Raw genomic sequence first — 17,085 nt, forward strand, 5'->3', positions numbered from 1 at the left:
CCGACTCAGGAAGTAATTCTCCCACCGGCCAACGCTGGTGGTTCCCTCGCTAGGAGACCGATGGACCTGCTGAACACGCTGGTGGACAAGGGGCTTCGGCGCGAGACGCCGACCCGCGAGGAAGCGCTGGCCGTCCTCGGGACGTCCGACGACGACCTGCTCGACGTGGTGACCGCGGCCGGGAAGGTGCGGCGGCACTGGTTCGGCCGACGGGTGAAACTCAACTATCTGGTCAACCTCAAGTCGGGCCTGTGCCCGGAGGACTGCTCCTACTGTTCCCAGCGGCTCGGTTCCAAGGCCGACATCCTCAAGTACACCTGGCTCAAGCCGGAGCAGGCGTCGGAGGCGGCCGCGGCCGGGCTGGCGGGCGGCGCCAAGCGGGTGTGCCTGGTGGCCAGTGGCCGGGGCCCGACCGACCGTGACGTGGACCGGGTCTCCGACACCATCAAGGCGATCAAGGAGGGCAACGAGGGCGTCGAGGTGTGCGCCTGTCTCGGTCTGCTCTCCGACGGCCAGGCGGAGCGGCTGCGCGAGGCGGGGGCGGACGCCTACAACCACAACCTGAACACCTCCGAGGCCACCTACGGGGACATCACCACGACGCACACGTACGCCGACCGGGTGGACACCGTGCACAAGGCGCACGCGGCCGGCCTGTCCGCCTGCTCCGGGCTGATCGCCGGTATGGGTGAGAGCGACACGGATCTGGTCGACGTGGTGTTCTCGCTGCGCGAGCTGGACCCCGACTCGGTGCCGGTGAACTTCCTGATCCCGTTCGAGGGCACGCCGCTCGCCGAGGAGTGGAACCTCACCCCGCAGCGGTGCCTCAGGATCCTGGCGATGGTGCGGTTCGTGTGCCCGGACGTCGAGGTGCGGATCGCGGGCGGCCGGGAGGTGCACCTGCGCACGATGCAGCCGCTCGCGCTGCACCTGGCCAACTCGATCTTCCTCGGCGACTACCTCACCAGCGAGGGCCAGGCGGGACGGGCCGACCTGGAGATGATCGCGGACGCCGGGTTCGAGGTGGAGGGCACCGACCAGGTGACCCTGCCCGAGCACCGGGCGGGCGGGTGCGGGTCGCACGACGGCGGCGGGGTCTGCGGCACGGCACCCGCGGGTGCGGGTGCCTGCGCGGGGACGTCGTCCTCCGGCGGGTGTGCGGAGACGGGGGCGCCCGCGGGTGCCGAGACGGCCGCGGAGGGGGCCGGCCGGGCCGACGGGCCGCGTACCGATCTCGTCGCGGTCCGCCGCCGGGGCGCCGGAACGGATCTCGCTCCCAATGCCTGAGCGGTCCGTCCCCGAGTTGCTCGAGCTGGACCGGCGGCACGTCTGGCATCCGTACGGGCCCATGCCGGGGCGCGGGGAGCCGCTGGTCGTGGAGTCGGCGACCGGGGTGCGGCTCAGGCTCGCCGACGGCTCGGGCGAGCTGGTCGACGGGATGGCGTCCTGGTGGTCGGCGATCCACGGCTACAACCACCCGGTGCTGAACGAGGCCGCGACCGACCAGCTCGGGCGGATGAGCCATGTGATGTTCGGCGGGCTCACGCACGAACCCGCCGTCCGGCTGGCGAAGCTCCTCGTCGACATGTCGCCCGACGGGCTGGAGCATGTCTTCCTCGCCGACTCCGGCTCGGTCTCCGTCGAGGTCGCCGTCAAGATGTGCCTGCAGTACTGGCGTTCGCTCGGGCGGCCCGAGAAGCGTCGGCTGCTGACCTGGCGGGGCGGCTACCACGGCGACACCTGGCAGCCGATGTCGGTCTGCGATCCCGAGGGCGGGATGCACGAGCTGTGGACCGGGGTCCTGCCGGAGCAGGTGTTCGCCGAGGCCCCGCCCGCCGAGTACGAGGAGGCCTACGCCGACCGTCTGCGGGAGCTGATCGAGCGGCACGCCGGGGAACTGGCCGCGGTGATCGTGGAGCCGGTGGTGCAGGGCGCGGGCGGGATGCGCTTCCACTCCCCCGCGTATCTGCGGGTGCTGCGCGAGGCGTGTGACGCGCACGACGTGCTGCTGGTGTTCGACGAGATCGCGACCGGGTTCGGGCGCACCGGCGCGCTGTTCGCGGCGGAGCACGCGGCCGTGACCCCGGATGTGATGTGTGTCGGCAAGGCGCTGACCGGCGGCTATCTGACCATGGCGGCAACGCTGTGCACCGCACGGGTGGCCGACGGCATCTCGCGCGGCGAGGTACCGGTGCTGGCGCACGGTCCGACCTTCATGGGCAATCCGCTGGCGGCGGCCGTGGCCTGCGCCTCGATCGAGCTGCTGCTCGGACAGGACTGGCGCGCGGAGGTCAAGCGCATCGAGTCGGGCCTGCGGGACGGGCTGAGCCCGGCGGCGGACCTGCCGGGCGTCCGTGACGTGCGGGTCCTCGGCGCCATCGGCGTCGTCCAGCTCGATCACGCCGTGGACATGGAGGCGGCCACGCGGGCCGCGGTGCGCGAGGGCGTGTGGTTGCGGCCGTTCCGCGATCTGATCTACACCATGCCGCCGTACGTCACCGGCGACACGGACGTGGCCCGGATCGCACGCGCGGTGTGCGCTGCGGCTGCGGCCACTCAGGAAGGATGACATGCCGGTACTGGTGATCACGGGCACGGGCACCGAGGTCGGCAAGACGGTGGTGACGGCGGCGGTCGCCGCGACAGCGCTGGCGGCGGGCCGGTCGGTGGCCGTGCTGAAGGCGGCGCAGACGGGTGTGGCGCCGGACGAACCAGGAGACGCCGAGGAGATCACACGGCTCGCCGGCGCCGTCGCGGCCACCGAGATCGCCCGGTACCCGGACCCGTTGGCGCCCGCCACCGCCGCCCGCCGGGCCGGCCGGGCGCCGGTGCATCCGCACGACGTGGCCGAGGCGGCCGCCAAGCTGGCCACCGAGCACGACCTGGTGCTGGTGGAGGGCGCCGGCGGACTGCTCGTACGGTTCGACGCGGCCGGCGGGACGCTCGCGGACGCGGCGGCACTGCTGGCGGCGCCGGTGCTGGTGGTGGTGTCGGCGGGCCTGGGCACCCTGAACGTCGCGGAGCTGACGGCCTGCCACCTGCGCTCGCGCGGGCTCGCCCCGGCGGGTGTGGTGATCGGCAGCTGGCCCGCCGAGCCCGATCTGGCCTCGCGCTGCAACCTGCAGGACCTGCCGGACGTGACGGGGGTCCCGCTGCTGGGCGCGGTGCCGGCCGGGGCGGCCGCCCTCGCCCCGGCCGGCTTCCGGGCCTCGGCACCGCACTGGCTGGCACCCCGGCTGGACGGCACCTGGGACGCGGAGGCGTTCCAGGTGCGGGAGGCGCGCCGGGGGCGGAGGACGTAGCGGAGCCCCCGGTCGAGGGATGCGAGGTGTCTTCGCGGGGGAGAATCGCGGTAAGGCCGGTCCGGGGGCACAGTCCTCGGCCCCCGGCCCCCGGCCCCGGCTTCTCGGTTTCCTCACGGCAGGGAGGTGCCCCATGTCCGCCGGCTCCGCGAAGGTGGTGCGGGATCCCGTCCACCATCCGTTGTTCGCCCGCTGCTACGCCCGGCTCAGTGTCACCGCGGAGACCCGCGGGGGCATGGCCGCGGTGCGCCGGAGGCTGCTCGGCGGGCTGTCGGGCCGGGTGATCGAGGTCGGTGCCGGCAACGGCCTCAACTTCGCGCACTATCCGGGCACCGTCTCGGAGGTCGTCGCCATCGAGCCGGAACGGGTGCTGCGCCGGCTGGCCGTGGAGGCCGCCCTGCGCGCCCGCGTCCCGGTGGATGTCGCGCCGGGTGCGGCGGAGGCGCTGCCGGTCAAGAGCGAGGCGTTCGACGCGGCGGTGGTCTCCCTGGTGCTGTGCAGTGTGCGGGACCTGCCGCGGGCGCTCGCGGAACTCCGGCGGGTGCTGCGGCCGGGCGGCGAGGTGCGGTTCTTCGAACACGGCCGGGGCGGCGGCCGGGTCATGCGCCTCACCCAGCGTGCCCTGGACCGGACGGTGTGGCCGCCGCTCGCCGGTGGCTGCCATGTGGCGCGCGACCCGGTGGGCGCGTTGCGGGAGGCGGGGTTCGAACTCGGCCCGTACCAAAGGACGCTGATGCCGGAGCGCGGCCCGAAGCTGCCGACGTCGTACTGCGTGCTGGGCACCGCGTGGCGGCCGGCGACCGATGCGGTGTCCGGTGCGCCGACCGGCCGGAGCTGATCACTCGCTCCAGCGGCGCAGCTCGGCGGCGATGTCGTCCACGGACGCCTCACCGTTCTTGACCAGCCGGGCCAGATCGCGCACCTGCTCCGGTGAGGTGACGACCTTCAGACCGCTGGCGACGAGATAGGCATACGCGACGGCGGAGGCGAACAGGGCGTTGGAGCGCTCCAGCGCGGGCACGTGGAGCAGCAGCTGGAGCAGCGCGGCGGCACGGGCCTGCGGGCTGCCGTAGACGGGGACGTCGAATATCTCGGCCTCGTGACGGGCGACGGCGGCGACGAGGGCTCCCCAGTCGGTGACCTGGGGGTCCCCCGGAGTCTGCTGTTCGGCGAGCATCAGCAGCCAGGCGAGGTCGATGCGCAGACCGTCCAAGGGATCAGCGGTGACCTTCGTGCGGGCCCTCGGGGTTCTTCTCCCCCGCTCTCGGCGTCGCCCGCGCGGGCGACGCCCCGTCGAACTCCTCGGCGAAGACGCTCTCGTACTGCTTCATGAAGTCGGCGGCGGCCTCCACGAAGGTGTGGCCGACCTCACCGGCGTCCTGCCGGACCAGTTCCTCGATGTAGCGGTTCACGCTCATCCCGCGGGCCAGTGCGCGCTCCCGCGCCGCTCGGGCGGTGCCCTCGTCCACGCGTACGTTCAGCTGGGTCTTCGCCATGTCTTGAAGCTAGCGCCGAGGTGCTAGCACCGGCAAGTGCCGCCATGGAGCGTGCCCCTTACAGCGATATGGGGCGGTTTTGCACCTGCGGGGGATATTTGGTGTGGAGCGGGTCACACTAGCCTCGGGCGCGGCAGGCACCTCGGCGCGGCCCGACGCCCGCATGAGCAGATCCCCACCTGCCCATATATCGGCATATTCATATCTCCACACCTCTACACCTCTACACCTCCACACCTCCACACCTCTACATCTCTGTATCTCCAGACGGAGGAGGCGGCCTTGTCCACACCTGCTGCGGAGCACTCCCCCGGCCTCGCGTCGGCGGACGGAATCGCGGCCCGCGCGCGCGGCCTGACCAAGGCGTACGGATCCGGCGAGACGACCGTGCTCGCCCTGGACGCGGTGGACGTGGCCATCGCGCGCGGCCGGTTCACCGCGGTGATGGGGCCCTCGGGGTCCGGGAAGTCGACACTGATGCACTGTCTGGCCGGACTCGACACCGTTTCGGCCGGACAGGTGTGGCTCGGCGACACCGAGATCACCGGATTGAAGGACCGTGAGCTGACCCGTCTGCGCCGGGACCGGGTCGGGTTCATGTTCCAGTCGTTCAATCTCATCCCGACTCTGAACGCGCTGGAGAACATCACCCTCCCGATGGACATCGCGGGCCAGAAGCCCGACGAGAAGTGGCTGGACCAGGTCATCGACACACTCGGCCTGCGGAACCGGCTGAAGCACCGGCCGGCCCAGCTCTCCGGCGGCCAGCAGCAGCGCGTGGCCTGTGCGCGGGCGCTGGCCTCCCGGCCCGAGCTGATCTTCGCGGACGAGCCGACCGGCAACCTCGACTCGCGCGCCGGTCTGGAGGTGCTCGGCTTCCTGCGCGAGGCCGTCGACCGGCTGAACCAGACCGTGGTGATGGTCACGCACGACCCGGGCGCCGCCTCCCACTCCGATCTGGTGCTGTTCCTGGCGGACGGCCGGATCGTCGACGAGATGCGGCGGCCCACGGCGGAGGCGGTGCTGGAGCGGATGAAGCGGTTCGACGTGCTCCGCGCCCAGAGCGACGACGGCGGCCCCGCTCCCGGCCTCGCCTCCGGCCTCGTCGGCGACGGGGCCGTGCGGTCCGACGAGTCGGTCCCCGGCAAGGGCTGAGACCGTGCTGAAGGCGACGCTCAGGAGTTTCCTCTCGCACAAGGGGCGGCTGCTGCTGTCCGCGCTGGCCGTCGTCCTGTCCGTGGCGTTCGTCGCGGGCAGCCTGATCTTCTCCGACACCGTCGCCCGCACCTTCGACCGGCTCTTCGCCTCCACCTCCGCCGACGTGACCGTGTCGCCCCCGGACGACCTGAAAGCGGCTGTGCCCACCGGCCAGATCCGGACCGTGCCGGCCTCGCTCGCCGAGCGGCTGGCCGGGATCGAGGGGATCGAGTCCGCCCGCCCGGTCGTCAGGGCCGGGAACGTCACGGTCGTCGACAGCGACAACGCGCCGGTGGGACCGACGAGCGGCGCACCGGCGCGCGCGGTGACCTGGTACGCCGACGAACACAGCGTCGTGGAGCTGGCCTCCGGACGCGCCCCGCGCGGTGCCGGAGAGGCCGTGCTGGACGCGGACACCGCCGACGCCGAGGACCTGGCGATCGGCGACACCCTGTCGGTGCAGGCTCAGCCGGGCACCTTCCGCGTCGAGATCGTGGGGATCGCCGCCTTCACCACCCCCAACCCGGGCTCGGCCCTCGTCTTCCTCGATCCCGAGGTCGCCGCCGTCGAACTGCTGGGCTCGGCGGACCGGGCCACGAGCATCGCCGTCGAGGCGGGGCCGGGCACGACCGCCGAGGAGGTCGACCGCCGTGTCACCGAGGCGCTCGGCGCCGGCACCTACCGGGTGGAGACGGCCGACGAACAGGCCGCGACGGCCACCGACGAGCTGGGCCAGTTTCTCTCCGTGATCAAGTACGTGATGCTCGGCTTCGCCGGAATCGCCGTGCTCGTCGGCACCTTCCTGATCGTCAACACTTTCTCGATGCTGATCGCGCAGCGCACCCGCGAACTCGGGCTGCTGCGGGCGATCGGCGCCGACCGGCGCCAGGTGCGCCGGTCGGTGCTCACCGAGGCGGTGCTGCTCGGCCTGTTCGGCTCGACGCTGGGCATGGCGGCCGGTATCGGGCTCGCCCACGGGCTGATCCGGCTGATGAGCGTCTTCGGCATGAACCTGAACACCGCGGAGATGGTCATCGGGTGGGACACGCCCGTCACGGCGTATGTGGTCGGGGTCGGGGTCACCTTCGTGGCGGCGTACCTTCCGGCCCGCCGCGCGGCAGAGGTGTCCCCGATGGCCGCCCTCGCCGACGCCGAGGTCGCCGGGGTGGGCCGGCCGTTGCGGACCCGCGCGGTGGTGGGTTCCGTCGTCGGGGCGCTCGGCGCGGCCGCTCTGGCGGGCTGCGCCGTCTCCGCCGAAACGAGGTCGGCGGCGTCCCTGCTGGGGCTGGGTGTCGTGCTGACCCTGATCGCGGCCGTCGTCGCCGGTCCGTTGCTGGTGCGGCCGGTGATCCGGGTGCTGGGCGGGGCCTTCCCCGCCCTGTTCGGACCGGTCGGGAGGATGAGCCAGCGCAACGCCCTGCGCAATCCCCGCCGTACGGGTGCCACCGCCGCCGCGCTGATGGTGGGAATCGCCCTGGTCGGCGGCATGTCGGTGGCCGGCACCTCCATGTCCCGGTCCTTCGACGAGCAGATCGACAGGACGCTGGGCGCCGACTTCGTCGTCCAGAACGCCAACTTCCAGCCGTTCTCCCAGGAGGTCACCGACAAGGTGCGGCACACGGAGGGCGTGGGCGTCGTCGTACGGCAGCGGTTCGCGCCGGTGGCGGTGCGGCTGCCGGACGGGGAGAGGATCGAGACGACCGCCGCCGGGTACGACCACCGGATCGACGACGTCGCCCGGCTCACCTACGCGAGCGGCGACACGGCGGCGGCACTGGCCGACCGCGGTATCGCCATGGACGCCGGATTCGCCGCGGACCACGGCGTCCGGACGGGCAGCACGATCCCTGTCGAGTTCCCGGGCAGGCAGCGCACCGAGCTGACCGTGGGCGCCCTCACCGACATGGAGAACGGCGAGGGCTTCGGCGTGCAGGGCGGACTGTTCCTCGGTATCGCGGCGGTCGAGAAGTACGTGCCCGGCGGGCAGGACTCCGCGCTGTACGTGAACGCCGCCGACGGCACGAGCGCGGATGAACTCCGTCACCGGCTGGAGACCACTCTCGCCCCGTATCCGCAGGTCCAAGCACGTGACCAGGCCGACTACAAGGACTTGGTGCACGACCAGATCGCGGTCCTGCTGTACCTCGTCTACGCCCTCCTGGGGCTGGCGATCATCATCGCGGTGCTCGGCGTGGTCAACACCCTGGCGCTGTCGGTGGTGGAGCGCACCCGGGAGATCGGGCTGCTGCGGGCCATCGGACTGGCCCGGCGGCAGCTGCGGCGCATGATCCGGCTGGAGTCGATGGTGATCGCGGTGTTCGGCGCGGTGCTGGGCCTCGTGCTGGGGCTGGTGTGGGGCGTCTGCATGCATCAGGTGCTGGCACTGCAGGGCATGACCGCGCTCGCGATCCCCTGGGGCACGATCGTGGCGGTCGTCATCGGTGCGGCGGTGATCGGCGTCGCCGCGGCGCTGCTGCCCGCCCTCCGCGCGTCGCGGATGAACGTCCTGGAGGCGATCGCGCACGAGTGACACGCGGGGGGACTTTCGTGCCGGGCGTCCGGATCGTGGAATTCCGTGTCGCGGGCGGCGCCGCGTGCTGGGATCGGCATATGACCGAGCTGCGCATACGGGCCGCGACGCCCGAGGACCTGGACACCGTACTGGCCTTCTGGAAGACCGCCGCCGAAGGTACGAGCATCAGCGACGACCGGGCCGGCGTGGAGCGGCTGGTCGCGCGCGACCCCGAGGCGCTGATCCTCGCCGAGAAGGGCACGGAGCCGGTCGGCACCGTGATCGCGGGCTTCGACGGCTGGCGCTGCCATCTGTACCGGCTCGCGGTGCATCCGGACCACCGCAGGCAGGGCATAGGGTCCGCGTTGCTGGCCGCCGCCGAGGAACGGTTCGCGCGGCTCGGCGGGCGCCGCGCGGACGCGATGGTGCTGCAGCGCAACGAGACCGCCCACCGCGCGTGGGACGCCGCCGGATACGCGCCGGAGGAACGCTGGCGGCGCTGGGTCAAACCGCTCCAGGAAAACGGCCGGAGGCAGGGACCGGGTATGACGGCGGACATCGGGTGACCCCGCGGGACACCTTTGCTGACCCTTTACGCTAGGAGGGTCACTCGGTCATTCATGAAAGGTTGTGTGCGTCCGCCCATGGGCGAGCCTCCCAGTAGTACGCGACAACGCGGTCCCCGACAGAGCCGTACGCGACGTCGCGCGGTAGTCCACTTCCCGCCCGGCCACGGGACGGGGGCGGCCCGATGACAGAAGTGCTCCTTCTCCTGGTGGCGATCCTGCTCTCCCTCGCCTGCGGCGCGTTCGTCGCGGCCGAGTTCTCCCTCACCACGGTCGAGCGGGCGGAGCTGGAACGGGCGGTCGAGCGCGGCGAGCGGGGCGCCGCCGGCGCGCTCAAGGCCGTACGGAACCTGACCTTCCAGCTCTCCGGGGCACAGCTCGGCATCACGGTCACCAACCTGGTGGTCGGTATGCTCTCCGAACCGTCGATCGCCGCGCTGATCTCCGGCCCGTTGAGGGACATCGGTGTCTCCGCCTCGGTGGCGAGCTCCCTGGCGCTGGTGATCGGCACGGCTCTGTCGACCGTCTTCCTGATGGTGGTCGGCGAACTGGTGCCCAAGAACTGGGCGATCTCGTCTCCGCTGGCCGTCGCCAAGAACGTGGGCAACGCGCAGCGCTGGTTCAGCGCCGCCTTCCGCCCCTTCATCACGCACCTCAACAACACGGCCAACCGCATCGTGCGCCGCTTCGGTGTGGAACCCGCCGAGGAGCTTGCGTCCGCGCGCGGCCCCCAGGAACTGGCGGCTCTCGCCCGGCACTCCGCCAAGCAGGGTGCCCTGGAGGCCGACACCGCGGAGCTGTTCGTCCGCACCCTGAACCTCGCCGACCTCAGCGCGGAGAACGTGATGACCCCCCGCGTGCAGGTCGTCGCACTGGAGGTCCAGGCGACCTGCGAGGACGTGGCGAACGCGACCCGGGCGACCGGGCTGTCCCGGTTCCCGGTGTACCGCGGCACCCTCGACTCGGTGGTCGGGACCGCGCACATCAAGGACGTGCTGACGGTGCCGGCCGAGCGCCGGGCCCGGGTCCCCGTGTCGGAGATGATGCGTGAGCCGCTGCTGGTCCCGGAGTCGCTCACCGTCGACCGGCTGCTGGACCGGCTCTCCGGGGGGCGCACCATGGCCGTGGTGATCGACGAGTACGGCGGTACGGCGGGCGTGGCCACGCTGGAGGACATCGTCGAGGAGGTCGTCGGCGAGGTCCGCGACGAGCACGATCCGCACGAGACGCCCGACCTGGCCCAGACCGGTTCGGACGAGGAGGGCCACGCCCTGTTCTCGGCCGACGGCTCCGCGCGCGTGGACCAGCTCGCGCGGGTCGGCCTGCGCGCGCCGGACGGGCCGTACGAAACCCTGGCCGGGCTGGTCGCCACCGAGCTGGGCCGGATCCCCACCGTCGGCGACACCCTCGAGGTCGTCGGCTGGCGGATGAAGGTCCTGGACGCGAGCGGCCGCCGCGCGGCGCGCGTCCTGCTGCACGCGCCACTCGCCGACCCGCGCCCGCCGGACGGGAGGGCGGACGGTGAGGACGGCAAGGCCGACAAGATCGGCAAGGACGACAAGAAGGCTGCCGGCGCGCCGGACGGCCGGGTGAGCGGCCGGTCTAACGGCAAGGCGCGCGAGAAGGGGGCACGGCGATGACGGTCGTACAGCTGCTGATCGGTCTGGCGACGCTGGTCGTCAACGCCTTCTTCGTGGGCGCCGAGTTCGCGCTGATCTCGGTGCGCCGCAGCCAGATCGAGCCGTACGCCGAACAGGGTGAGCGGCGCGCCAGGAGCGTGCTGTGGGGCCTCGAGCACGTGTCCGCGCTGATGGCGGCGGCGCAGCTCGGCATCACGCTGTGCACCCTGGTCCTCGGCGTGGTCGCCGAACCCGCCATCGCACATCTGCTGGAGCCGGTGTTCCACGCGGTGGGCGTGCCTCAGGGCGCGGGCCACGCGGTGTCCTTCGTGATCGCTCTGGCGCTCGCGACGTATCTGCACATGCTGCTCGGCGAGATGGTGCCGAAGAACATCGCGCTCGCGGAGCCGGTGCGCAGTGCGCTGGTACTGGGTCCGCCGCTGGTGGCGCTGTCCCGGGGGCTGCGCCCGGTGATCTTCACGGTCAACACCTTCGCCAACACGCTGCTGAGGCTGCTGCGGGTCGAGGTGCGCGACGAGGTCGTGGCGTCCTTCTCCGACGCGGAGCTGGCGCAGATGGTGAAGGACTCCGGCGAGGCGGGCCTGATCGACGACCGCGCGCAGGAGCGTCTGAACGACGCGCTGGAGCTGGGCCGCCGACCGGTGCGGGACGTGGCGCTGCCGCTGGAGAGCGTGGTCTACGCACGCGTGGGCGTCACCCCGGAGGGACTGGAGGAGCTGTCGGCACAGTCCGGGTACTCCCGTTTCCCGGTGGTGGACGAGGGACGGCGGATCGTCGGCTATCTGCATGTGAAGGACGCCCTGGACGCCTCACCGCGCGACATGCCGTTCCTGCTGCGGGACATGCGCCCCATCGCCCGGGTGCGGGAGAACACGACGATGGACGACGTCCTCACCGCCATGCGGGGCAGCCGTACGCATCTGGCGGCCGTCCTCGGGGCGGACGGGCGGCTGGCCGGGCTGGTGACGATGGAGGACGTACTGCAGGAGCTGTTCGGACAGCGGGCCTGAGCGGGAGGGGCCGGGCGGACCGCCCCGACGGACCGTGGAACGGGGCGGGACACCGACCGACCGGCGGGTATGTGCACGGGATATCATCTCTGTCGCCATGCAGACGAACCCCACTCACACCAGCCTGGTCGCGGTCGGCGACTCCTTCACCGAGGGCATGTCGGACCTGCTGTCCGACGGCACGTACCGGGGCTGGGCCGATGTCCTCGCCGCGCGGATGGCGGCCGTCACGCCCGGGTTCCGGTACGCCAACCTCGCGGTGCGCGGCAAGCTGATCCGGCAGATCGTCGAGGAACAGGTGGACACGGCGGCGGCCATGCGGGCCGACGTGGTCACCCTGGTCGGCGGGCTCAACGACACCTTGCGGCCCAAGTGCGACATGGGCCTGGTACGGGATCTGCTGACCGAGGCGGTGGAGCGGCTGGCCCCGCACTGCGGGCAACTGGTACTGATGCGCAGCCCGGCCCGCCAGGGGCCCGTGCAGGAGCGTTTCCGCCCTCGCATGGAGGCGCTGTTCGCCTGCGTCGACGAGCTCGCCGAACGGCACGGCGCCCTGGTCGTCGACCTGTACGGGGCACCCTCGCTCGGCGACCCGCGGCTGTGGGACGTGGACCGGCTGCACCTGACCGCCGACGGGCACCGCCGGGTCGCCGAGGCGGTGTGGCAGACGCTGGGGTATCCGCCCGAGGACCCCGAGTGGCAGTTGCCCCCGGAGGCCGCGTTGCCGCCGAGCTGGCCGGCGCGCCGGGTGGCGGACGCCCGGTTCGCACGGCAGCACCTGCTTCCGTGGATCGGCCGCCGCCTCACCGGCCGCTCCTCGGGCGACGGCCTGCCGCCGAAGCGCCCCGAACTGCTGCCGTACTCCGACCGGTGACACCGAGGGCACCGAAGGCCTGAGGACATCGGGGGTACCGGGGGCACTCACCGTTCCCCGCGGTTCGCCTCGTGGCTTCCTCCGCATCACCCCGTGGCGCTGGCCTGCACGAATCGCCAGCAGACTGAGCGCTTTCCAACCTCACGCCGACGCGTGGTGAAGAACGAGAACGGTCTTCACGATGTCGGTGACGCGGTCGGTGCTGCAGCGGAGTTTCCGCAGGAGGCACCGACCTCCTGATCCGCCTCGGCAGCCCGGCATTCGGGAGCCGGCTTCTGTGATTTTCTCCGCTTCACTGCGGGAACGATGCCGGCACACGCCCCAACGGACGCCGGGTCAGGTTCTCTTCCGGGCGGAGCCCCTGCGCCGGCGACCGGACCGCACCGGCGCTCAGCGTGTCTCACCGGCCCCTGGTCGCGGTGGCGAGCAAGGAGGCGGCAGGGCCGACGAGCTTGCGCCCCGCCGGCCACACCGCGCGCAGCATCCGGCGCAGGTCCAGCCCGGCCACCGCCACCTCGATCAGTCTGCCCTCGGCGAGGTCCGCGGCCACGGCGAGCTCGCTCATCACGGCGGGACCGGTACCGGCGATCACCGCGCCCCGGACCGCGGCCGCCGACCCGAGTTCGACCAGCGGCATGACCTCGCCCGCCCCGGCGCGGCGAAGCGCGCGTTCCAGGGTCTCCCTGGTGCCCGATCCCCGTTCCCTGACCACCAACGGCACGGTCACCAGCTCCGCCGTGGTCAGTGAACGCCGTCTGCGCGCCCATGGATGAGCCGGGGCGACCACGACCAGCAGCCGGTCCGCCGCGACCCTGCGGGTGGACAACCCGGCAGGCGCGTTCGGCGACTCGACGAACCCGATATCGATCTCTCCGTCACGCACCAGCTCTCCCACCCGCTCCGAGTTGGTCACCTGCAGGCCGACGTAGAGCTCCGGCTCAAACCGGCGCAGTTCGCCGATCCACATCGGCACCAGGTGCTCGGCGATGGTCATGCTCGCGCCCACCCGCAGCTTGGCGTCGCGCTCGCTGCGCAGAGCCTCGACCCCGGTCAGCAAGCCGTCCAGTTCCTCGAGCACCCGCTGTGCCCACCCCCACACGACCCGGCCCGCCGGGGTGAGCGCGGAACCACGCGGGGTCCGGTCGACAAGGGTGAGGCCGAGCCGCCGTTCCAACGTGGACAGACGCTTGCTCGCCGAGGGCTGGGCCATCCCCAGCTCGGCCGCCGCCTTGCCCAGACTGCCCCGCTCACCGATCAGCACGAGCAGTCGCAAGGACTCCAGATCGGGTACCGCACTCATAGCCACAGGGTATGACGTCATGCCGAGTGCGCGGCTACCGCCGATCCGGGGCATCGCCGACGGTGGGGATCATGACGAACCCCGGCGGGACGACCGCGACCTCACCGGCATCTGCCGCACACAGACTGCTACCCGGTCTGACCTGCGCCGTCGCAGGCACCGGCGCGGCATACGCGGTCACCCTGCTCCTGCCCGGGCTCAGTGCGCTGACCGCGGCTGTCGTACTCGGCGCCGGTGTCGGAAACCTCCCGGTGCTGCCCGCCGCGATGCGTCCCGGCCTGCAGTGGGCCACCCGCGGGCTGCTGCGCGCAGGCGTGGTGCTGCTCGGCCTGCAACTGGCCGTCGACCACGTGCTCGACCTGGGCACAGGCACCGTGCTCGCGGTCGCGCTCACCGTGGCGATCGGCTTCCTCGGCACGCTCGGCCTCGGCAGGCTGCTCGGTGTGTCGCGCGGCCTCGCGGTGTTGGTGGCCACCGGGTTCTCCATATGCGGGGCCTCGGCGATCGCGGCGATGGAGAGCGTGGTGCGCCGTGAGGACGAAGACGTCGCCACGGCGATCGCACTCGTGACCGTGTACGGCGGACTGGCGATCGTGGCCGTGCCGCTGTGCGGGCCGCTCCTCGGACTGACCGGCGTCGAACAGGGCGCGTGGGCGGGGCTGTCCGTTCACGAGGTAGCCCAGGTCGTCGCGGCCGCGTCGCCGGCAGGAGCCGCGGCGGTGGCCACCGCCGCGGTGGTGAAGCTCAGCCGGGTGGTGCTGCTCGCGCCCATGGTGGCCGGGGTGAGCCTGGCGGAACGGCGCAACGCGCCGCCCCGGCGGGACCGGCGCCCGCCCCTGGTCCCGCTGTTCGTGCTGGGTTTCCTGGCCATGGTCGCGGTGCGTACGCTGGGCGTGCTGCCCGAACCGGTGCTCGACGCATCGCGAACCGTCACCACACTGCTGCTGGCGGGCGCGCTGTTCGGACTGGGGTGCTCGGTTCGGATCGGCGCCCTGCTGCGCACCGGGCCCCGGGCGCTGCTGCTCGGTCTGCTGTCCACCCTGCTCGTGGGACTCACCGCATTCGCGATGCTGCGGCTGCTCGGCTAGAAACTCATGCCGGTCGGCTATGACAACAGAGCCGGAAGACCCGTGAGCCGCCTCCGCTCCGGCCCCGGCTGGCATCCGGAAAGGCCGGCGCCGAAAAGATGCGACATTCCGGGCCCATGTGCACACATGGGCCCGGACACGACGCGTGGTGTGGACCTGGCTGGTGCTGCGGCCGACCGGCTTCCCCCTGGATCAGCGGGTGCGGGCGGGGGCTGCGCGGCTGGTACGTCATCGACACCGGCGGCCCGCCCCGCGCAACCTCGCGATCAGCGTCCTCCGCCGGAACGGAAGGTGCTCCGGCGGGCCTCCGTCGTCTCACACACATCTCACGGAACCGGTGGAGAGCCCAGGCCGGAAGGCGTCCGACCTGGGCTTTCCGGACTGCGCGGACGGTTCGGTGTCTCCTTGGACGCCGGGTAAACTCCGTACACGTGACTGCTGCGCCCGCCAAGCCCCGTATCCCGAACGTCCTCGCCGGACGTTACGCCTCCGCCGAGCTCGCCACGCTCTGGTCGCCCGAACAGAAGGTGAGGCTGGAGCGGCAGCTCTGGCTCGCCGTGCTGCGGGCCCAGAAGGACCTCGGCATCGAAGTGCCGGACGCGGCGATCGCCGACTACGAGCGTGTCCTCGACCAGGTCGACCTGGACTCCGTCGCCGAGCGCGAGAAGGTCACCCGGCATGACGTGAAGGCACGGATCGAGGAGTTCAACGACCTCGCCGGGCACGAGCACGTGCACAAGGGGATGACCTCCCGCGACCTGACCGAGAACGTCGAGCAGTTGCAGATCCGGCTCTCGCTGGAGCTGATGCGCGACCGTACGGTGGCGGTGCTGGCCCGGCTCGGCAGGCTGGCCGGTGAGTACGGCGAGCTGGTCATGGCCGGCCGTTCGCACAACGTGGCGGCGCAGGCCACCACCCTCGGCAAGCGGTTCGCCACCGCCGCCGACGAGCTCCTCGTCGCGTACGGCCGGCTGGAGGAGCTGCTGGGCCGTTACCCGCTGCGGGGCGTCAAGGGCCCTGTCGGTACGGCGCAGGACATGCTGGACCTGCTGGGCGGCGACGCGGCGAAGCTCGAGGAACTGGAGCGGCGGACCGCCGGCCACCTGGGTTTCGCGGAGGCGTTCACCTCGGTCGGTCAGGTCTACCCGCGGTCGCTGGACTACGAGGTGGTGACCGCGCTGGTGCAGCTGGCGGCGGCGCCGTCGTCACTGGCGAAGACGATCCGGCTGATGGCCGGGCACGAGCTGGTCACCGAGGGGTTCAAGCCGGGCCAGGTCGGTTCGTCCGCCATGCCGCACAAGATGAACACCCGCTCCTGCGAGCGCGTCAACGGCCTGATGGTGATCCTGCGCGGCTACGCCTCGATGACCGGGGAGCTGGCGGGTGACCAGTGGAACGAGGGCGACGTGTCCTGCTCGGTGGTGCGCCGGGTGGCGCTCCCCGACGCGTTCTTCGCGCTCGACGGTCTGCTGGAGACGTTCCTGACGGTGCTCGACGAGTTCGGCGCGTTCCCGGCGGTCGTCGCCCGGGAGCTGGACCGCTACCTGCCGTTCCTGGCCACCACCAAGGTGCTGATGGGCGCGGTGCGCGCGGGGGTCGGCCGCGAGGTCGCGCACGAGGCGATCAAGGAGAACGCCGTCGCGACGGCCCTCGCGATGCGTGAGCAGGGCGCCGAGCGCAACGACCTGCTGGACAAGCTCGCGGCCGACGAGCGTCTCCCGCTCGACCGGTCCGAACTCGACGCGCTGATGGCGGACAAGCTGTCCTTCACGGGCGCGGCGAGCGCCCAGGTCGCCGCCGTCGTCGGCCGTGTCGACGACCTCGTCAAGCAGCACCCGGAGGCCGCCGGTTACACCCCGGGGGCGATCCTCTGACCCGCCCGGTCCAGGGCTGCGGGCCCGGGACACGCGAGCCGCGTCCTTCGGCACCCCGTCGGGGTGCCGAAGGACGCGGCTCGCGCGCGACCGGAGGTCAGATCATGTCACGGCCGTTGCGGCGGGCGTCGGCCCACTCCCGGAAGAACCCACGGCTGATCACGAACAGGATGACGGCCACGACGACGGGCCACATCAGGACGTAGACGCTCAGGGCGGCGGTCAC

The 17,085-nt window shown here is 72.1% G+C and carries 16 protein-coding genes and 1 pseudogene; 12 read left to right on the top strand and 5 right to left on the bottom strand.

The window, feature by feature from the left end:
- Window positions 1–60 precede the first annotated feature (60 nt).
- From bioB to ACVW19_RS00335, 4 genes are all read left to right on the top strand, one after another.
- The gene (bioB, locus tag ACVW19_RS00320) at window positions 61–1,287 is read left to right on the top strand and encodes a biotin synthase BioB (protein WP_457455405.1); all 1,227 of its coding nucleotides are present in this window, start codon (window positions 61–63) and stop codon (window positions 1,285–1,287) included.
- Entirely contained in the window at window positions 1,280–2,569 is a 1,290-nt protein-coding gene (locus tag ACVW19_RS00325) for an adenosylmethionine--8-amino-7-oxononanoate transaminase (RefSeq protein WP_457455406.1), read from the top strand. The genes bioB and ACVW19_RS00325 overlap by 8 nt, the downstream gene beginning before the upstream one ends.
- Before the next feature lies 1 nt (window position 2,570).
- Complete coding sequence (gene bioD / locus ACVW19_RS00330; protein WP_457455408.1) at window positions 2,571–3,302, top strand: dethiobiotin synthase; 732 nt, start codon at window positions 2,571–2,573, stop codon at window positions 3,300–3,302.
- Between the two features lie 133 nt (window positions 3,303–3,435).
- Window positions 3,436–4,140 (top strand): class I SAM-dependent methyltransferase, encoded by a 705-nt coding sequence (locus ACVW19_RS00335; RefSeq protein WP_457455410.1) that lies wholly within the window; start codon window positions 3,436–3,438, stop codon window positions 4,138–4,140.
- Here the strand turns inward: ACVW19_RS00335 and ACVW19_RS00340 are convergent, their stop codons facing one another.
- Both ACVW19_RS00340 and ACVW19_RS00345 read right to left on the bottom strand, forming a co-directional pair.
- A complete protein-coding gene (locus ACVW19_RS00340; protein WP_109380762.1) occupies window positions 4,141–4,515 on the bottom strand; it encodes a fic family toxin-antitoxin system, toxin component in 375 nt (124 codons plus the stop codon). It lies immediately after the preceding gene.
- Between the two features lie 4 nt (window positions 4,516–4,519).
- Window positions 4,520–4,798: a toxin-antitoxin system HicB family antitoxin gene (locus ACVW19_RS00345; RefSeq protein WP_457455412.1), complete on the bottom strand. Its 279-nt coding sequence runs from the start codon at window positions 4,796–4,798 to the stop codon at window positions 4,520–4,522.
- Window positions 4,799–5,080: 282 nt separating this feature from the next.
- Between ACVW19_RS00345 and ACVW19_RS00350 the strand changes: the two genes are divergently transcribed.
- The 6 genes from ACVW19_RS00350 to ACVW19_RS00375 all read left to right on the top strand — a co-directional run bounded on the left by ACVW19_RS00350 (window position 5,081) and on the right by ACVW19_RS00375 (window position 12,597).
- Window positions 5,081–5,953, top strand: coding sequence for an ABC transporter ATP-binding protein (locus ACVW19_RS00350; RefSeq protein WP_457455414.1), 873 nt, complete (start codon window positions 5,081–5,083; stop codon window positions 5,951–5,953).
- 4 nt (window positions 5,954–5,957) lie between these two features.
- A complete protein-coding gene (locus tag ACVW19_RS00355; protein WP_457455416.1) occupies window positions 5,958–8,525 on the top strand; it encodes an ABC transporter permease in 2,568 nt (855 codons plus the stop codon).
- An 80-nt stretch (window positions 8,526–8,605) separates the two neighbouring features.
- Window positions 8,606–9,073 (top strand): GNAT family N-acetyltransferase, encoded by a 468-nt coding sequence (locus tag ACVW19_RS00360; RefSeq protein WP_457455417.1) that lies wholly within the window; start codon window positions 8,606–8,608, stop codon window positions 9,071–9,073.
- Window positions 9,074–9,258: 185 nt separating this feature from the next.
- The gene (locus ACVW19_RS00365; RefSeq protein WP_457455419.1) at window positions 9,259–10,713 is read left to right on the top strand and encodes a hemolysin family protein; all 1,455 of its coding nucleotides are present in this window, start codon (window positions 9,259–9,261) and stop codon (window positions 10,711–10,713) included.
- A complete protein-coding gene (locus ACVW19_RS00370; RefSeq protein ID WP_457455420.1) occupies window positions 10,710–11,723 on the top strand; it encodes a hemolysin family protein in 1,014 nt (337 codons plus the stop codon). The genes ACVW19_RS00365 and ACVW19_RS00370 overlap by 4 nt, the downstream gene beginning before the upstream one ends.
- A 97-nt stretch (window positions 11,724–11,820) precedes the next feature.
- Window positions 11,821–12,597, top strand: coding sequence for an SGNH/GDSL hydrolase family protein (locus ACVW19_RS00375; RefSeq protein WP_457455422.1), 777 nt, complete (start codon window positions 11,821–11,823; stop codon window positions 12,595–12,597).
- A 141-nt stretch (window positions 12,598–12,738) separates the two neighbouring features.
- Here ACVW19_RS00375 and ACVW19_RS00380 read toward each other — a convergent pair.
- Both ACVW19_RS00380 and ACVW19_RS00385 read right to left on the bottom strand, forming a co-directional pair.
- A pseudogene (locus tag ACVW19_RS00380) lies at window positions 12,739–12,822 on the bottom strand (IS5/IS1182 family transposase); the annotation flags it as partial.
- A 175-nt stretch (window positions 12,823–12,997) separates the two neighbouring features.
- Window positions 12,998–13,897, bottom strand: a complete 900-nt coding sequence (locus ACVW19_RS00385; protein ID WP_457455424.1) for a LysR family transcriptional regulator — start codon at window positions 13,895–13,897, stop codon at window positions 12,998–13,000.
- 71 nt (window positions 13,898–13,968) lie between these two features.
- Between ACVW19_RS00385 and ACVW19_RS00390 the strand changes: the two genes are divergently transcribed.
- Together ACVW19_RS00390 and purB are read left to right on the top strand one after the other, a co-directional pair.
- Complete coding sequence (locus ACVW19_RS00390) at window positions 13,969–14,985, top strand: YeiH family protein (RefSeq protein ID WP_457455426.1); 1,017 nt, start codon at window positions 13,969–13,971, stop codon at window positions 14,983–14,985.
- 431 nt (window positions 14,986–15,416) lie between these two features.
- The gene (gene purB, locus ACVW19_RS00395; protein ID WP_457455428.1) at window positions 15,417–16,859 is read left to right on the top strand and encodes an adenylosuccinate lyase; all 1,443 of its coding nucleotides are present in this window, start codon (window positions 15,417–15,419) and stop codon (window positions 16,857–16,859) included.
- A gap of 97 nt (window positions 16,860–16,956) precedes the next feature.
- On the opposite strand, the gene ACVW19_RS00400 is transcribed toward purB, so the two are convergent.
- A complete protein-coding gene (locus ACVW19_RS00400; RefSeq protein ID WP_457455430.1) occupies window positions 16,957–17,085 on the bottom strand; it encodes a putative transporter small subunit in 129 nt (42 codons plus the stop codon).

Source organism: Streptomyces sp. TE5632, from assembly GCF_054061295.1.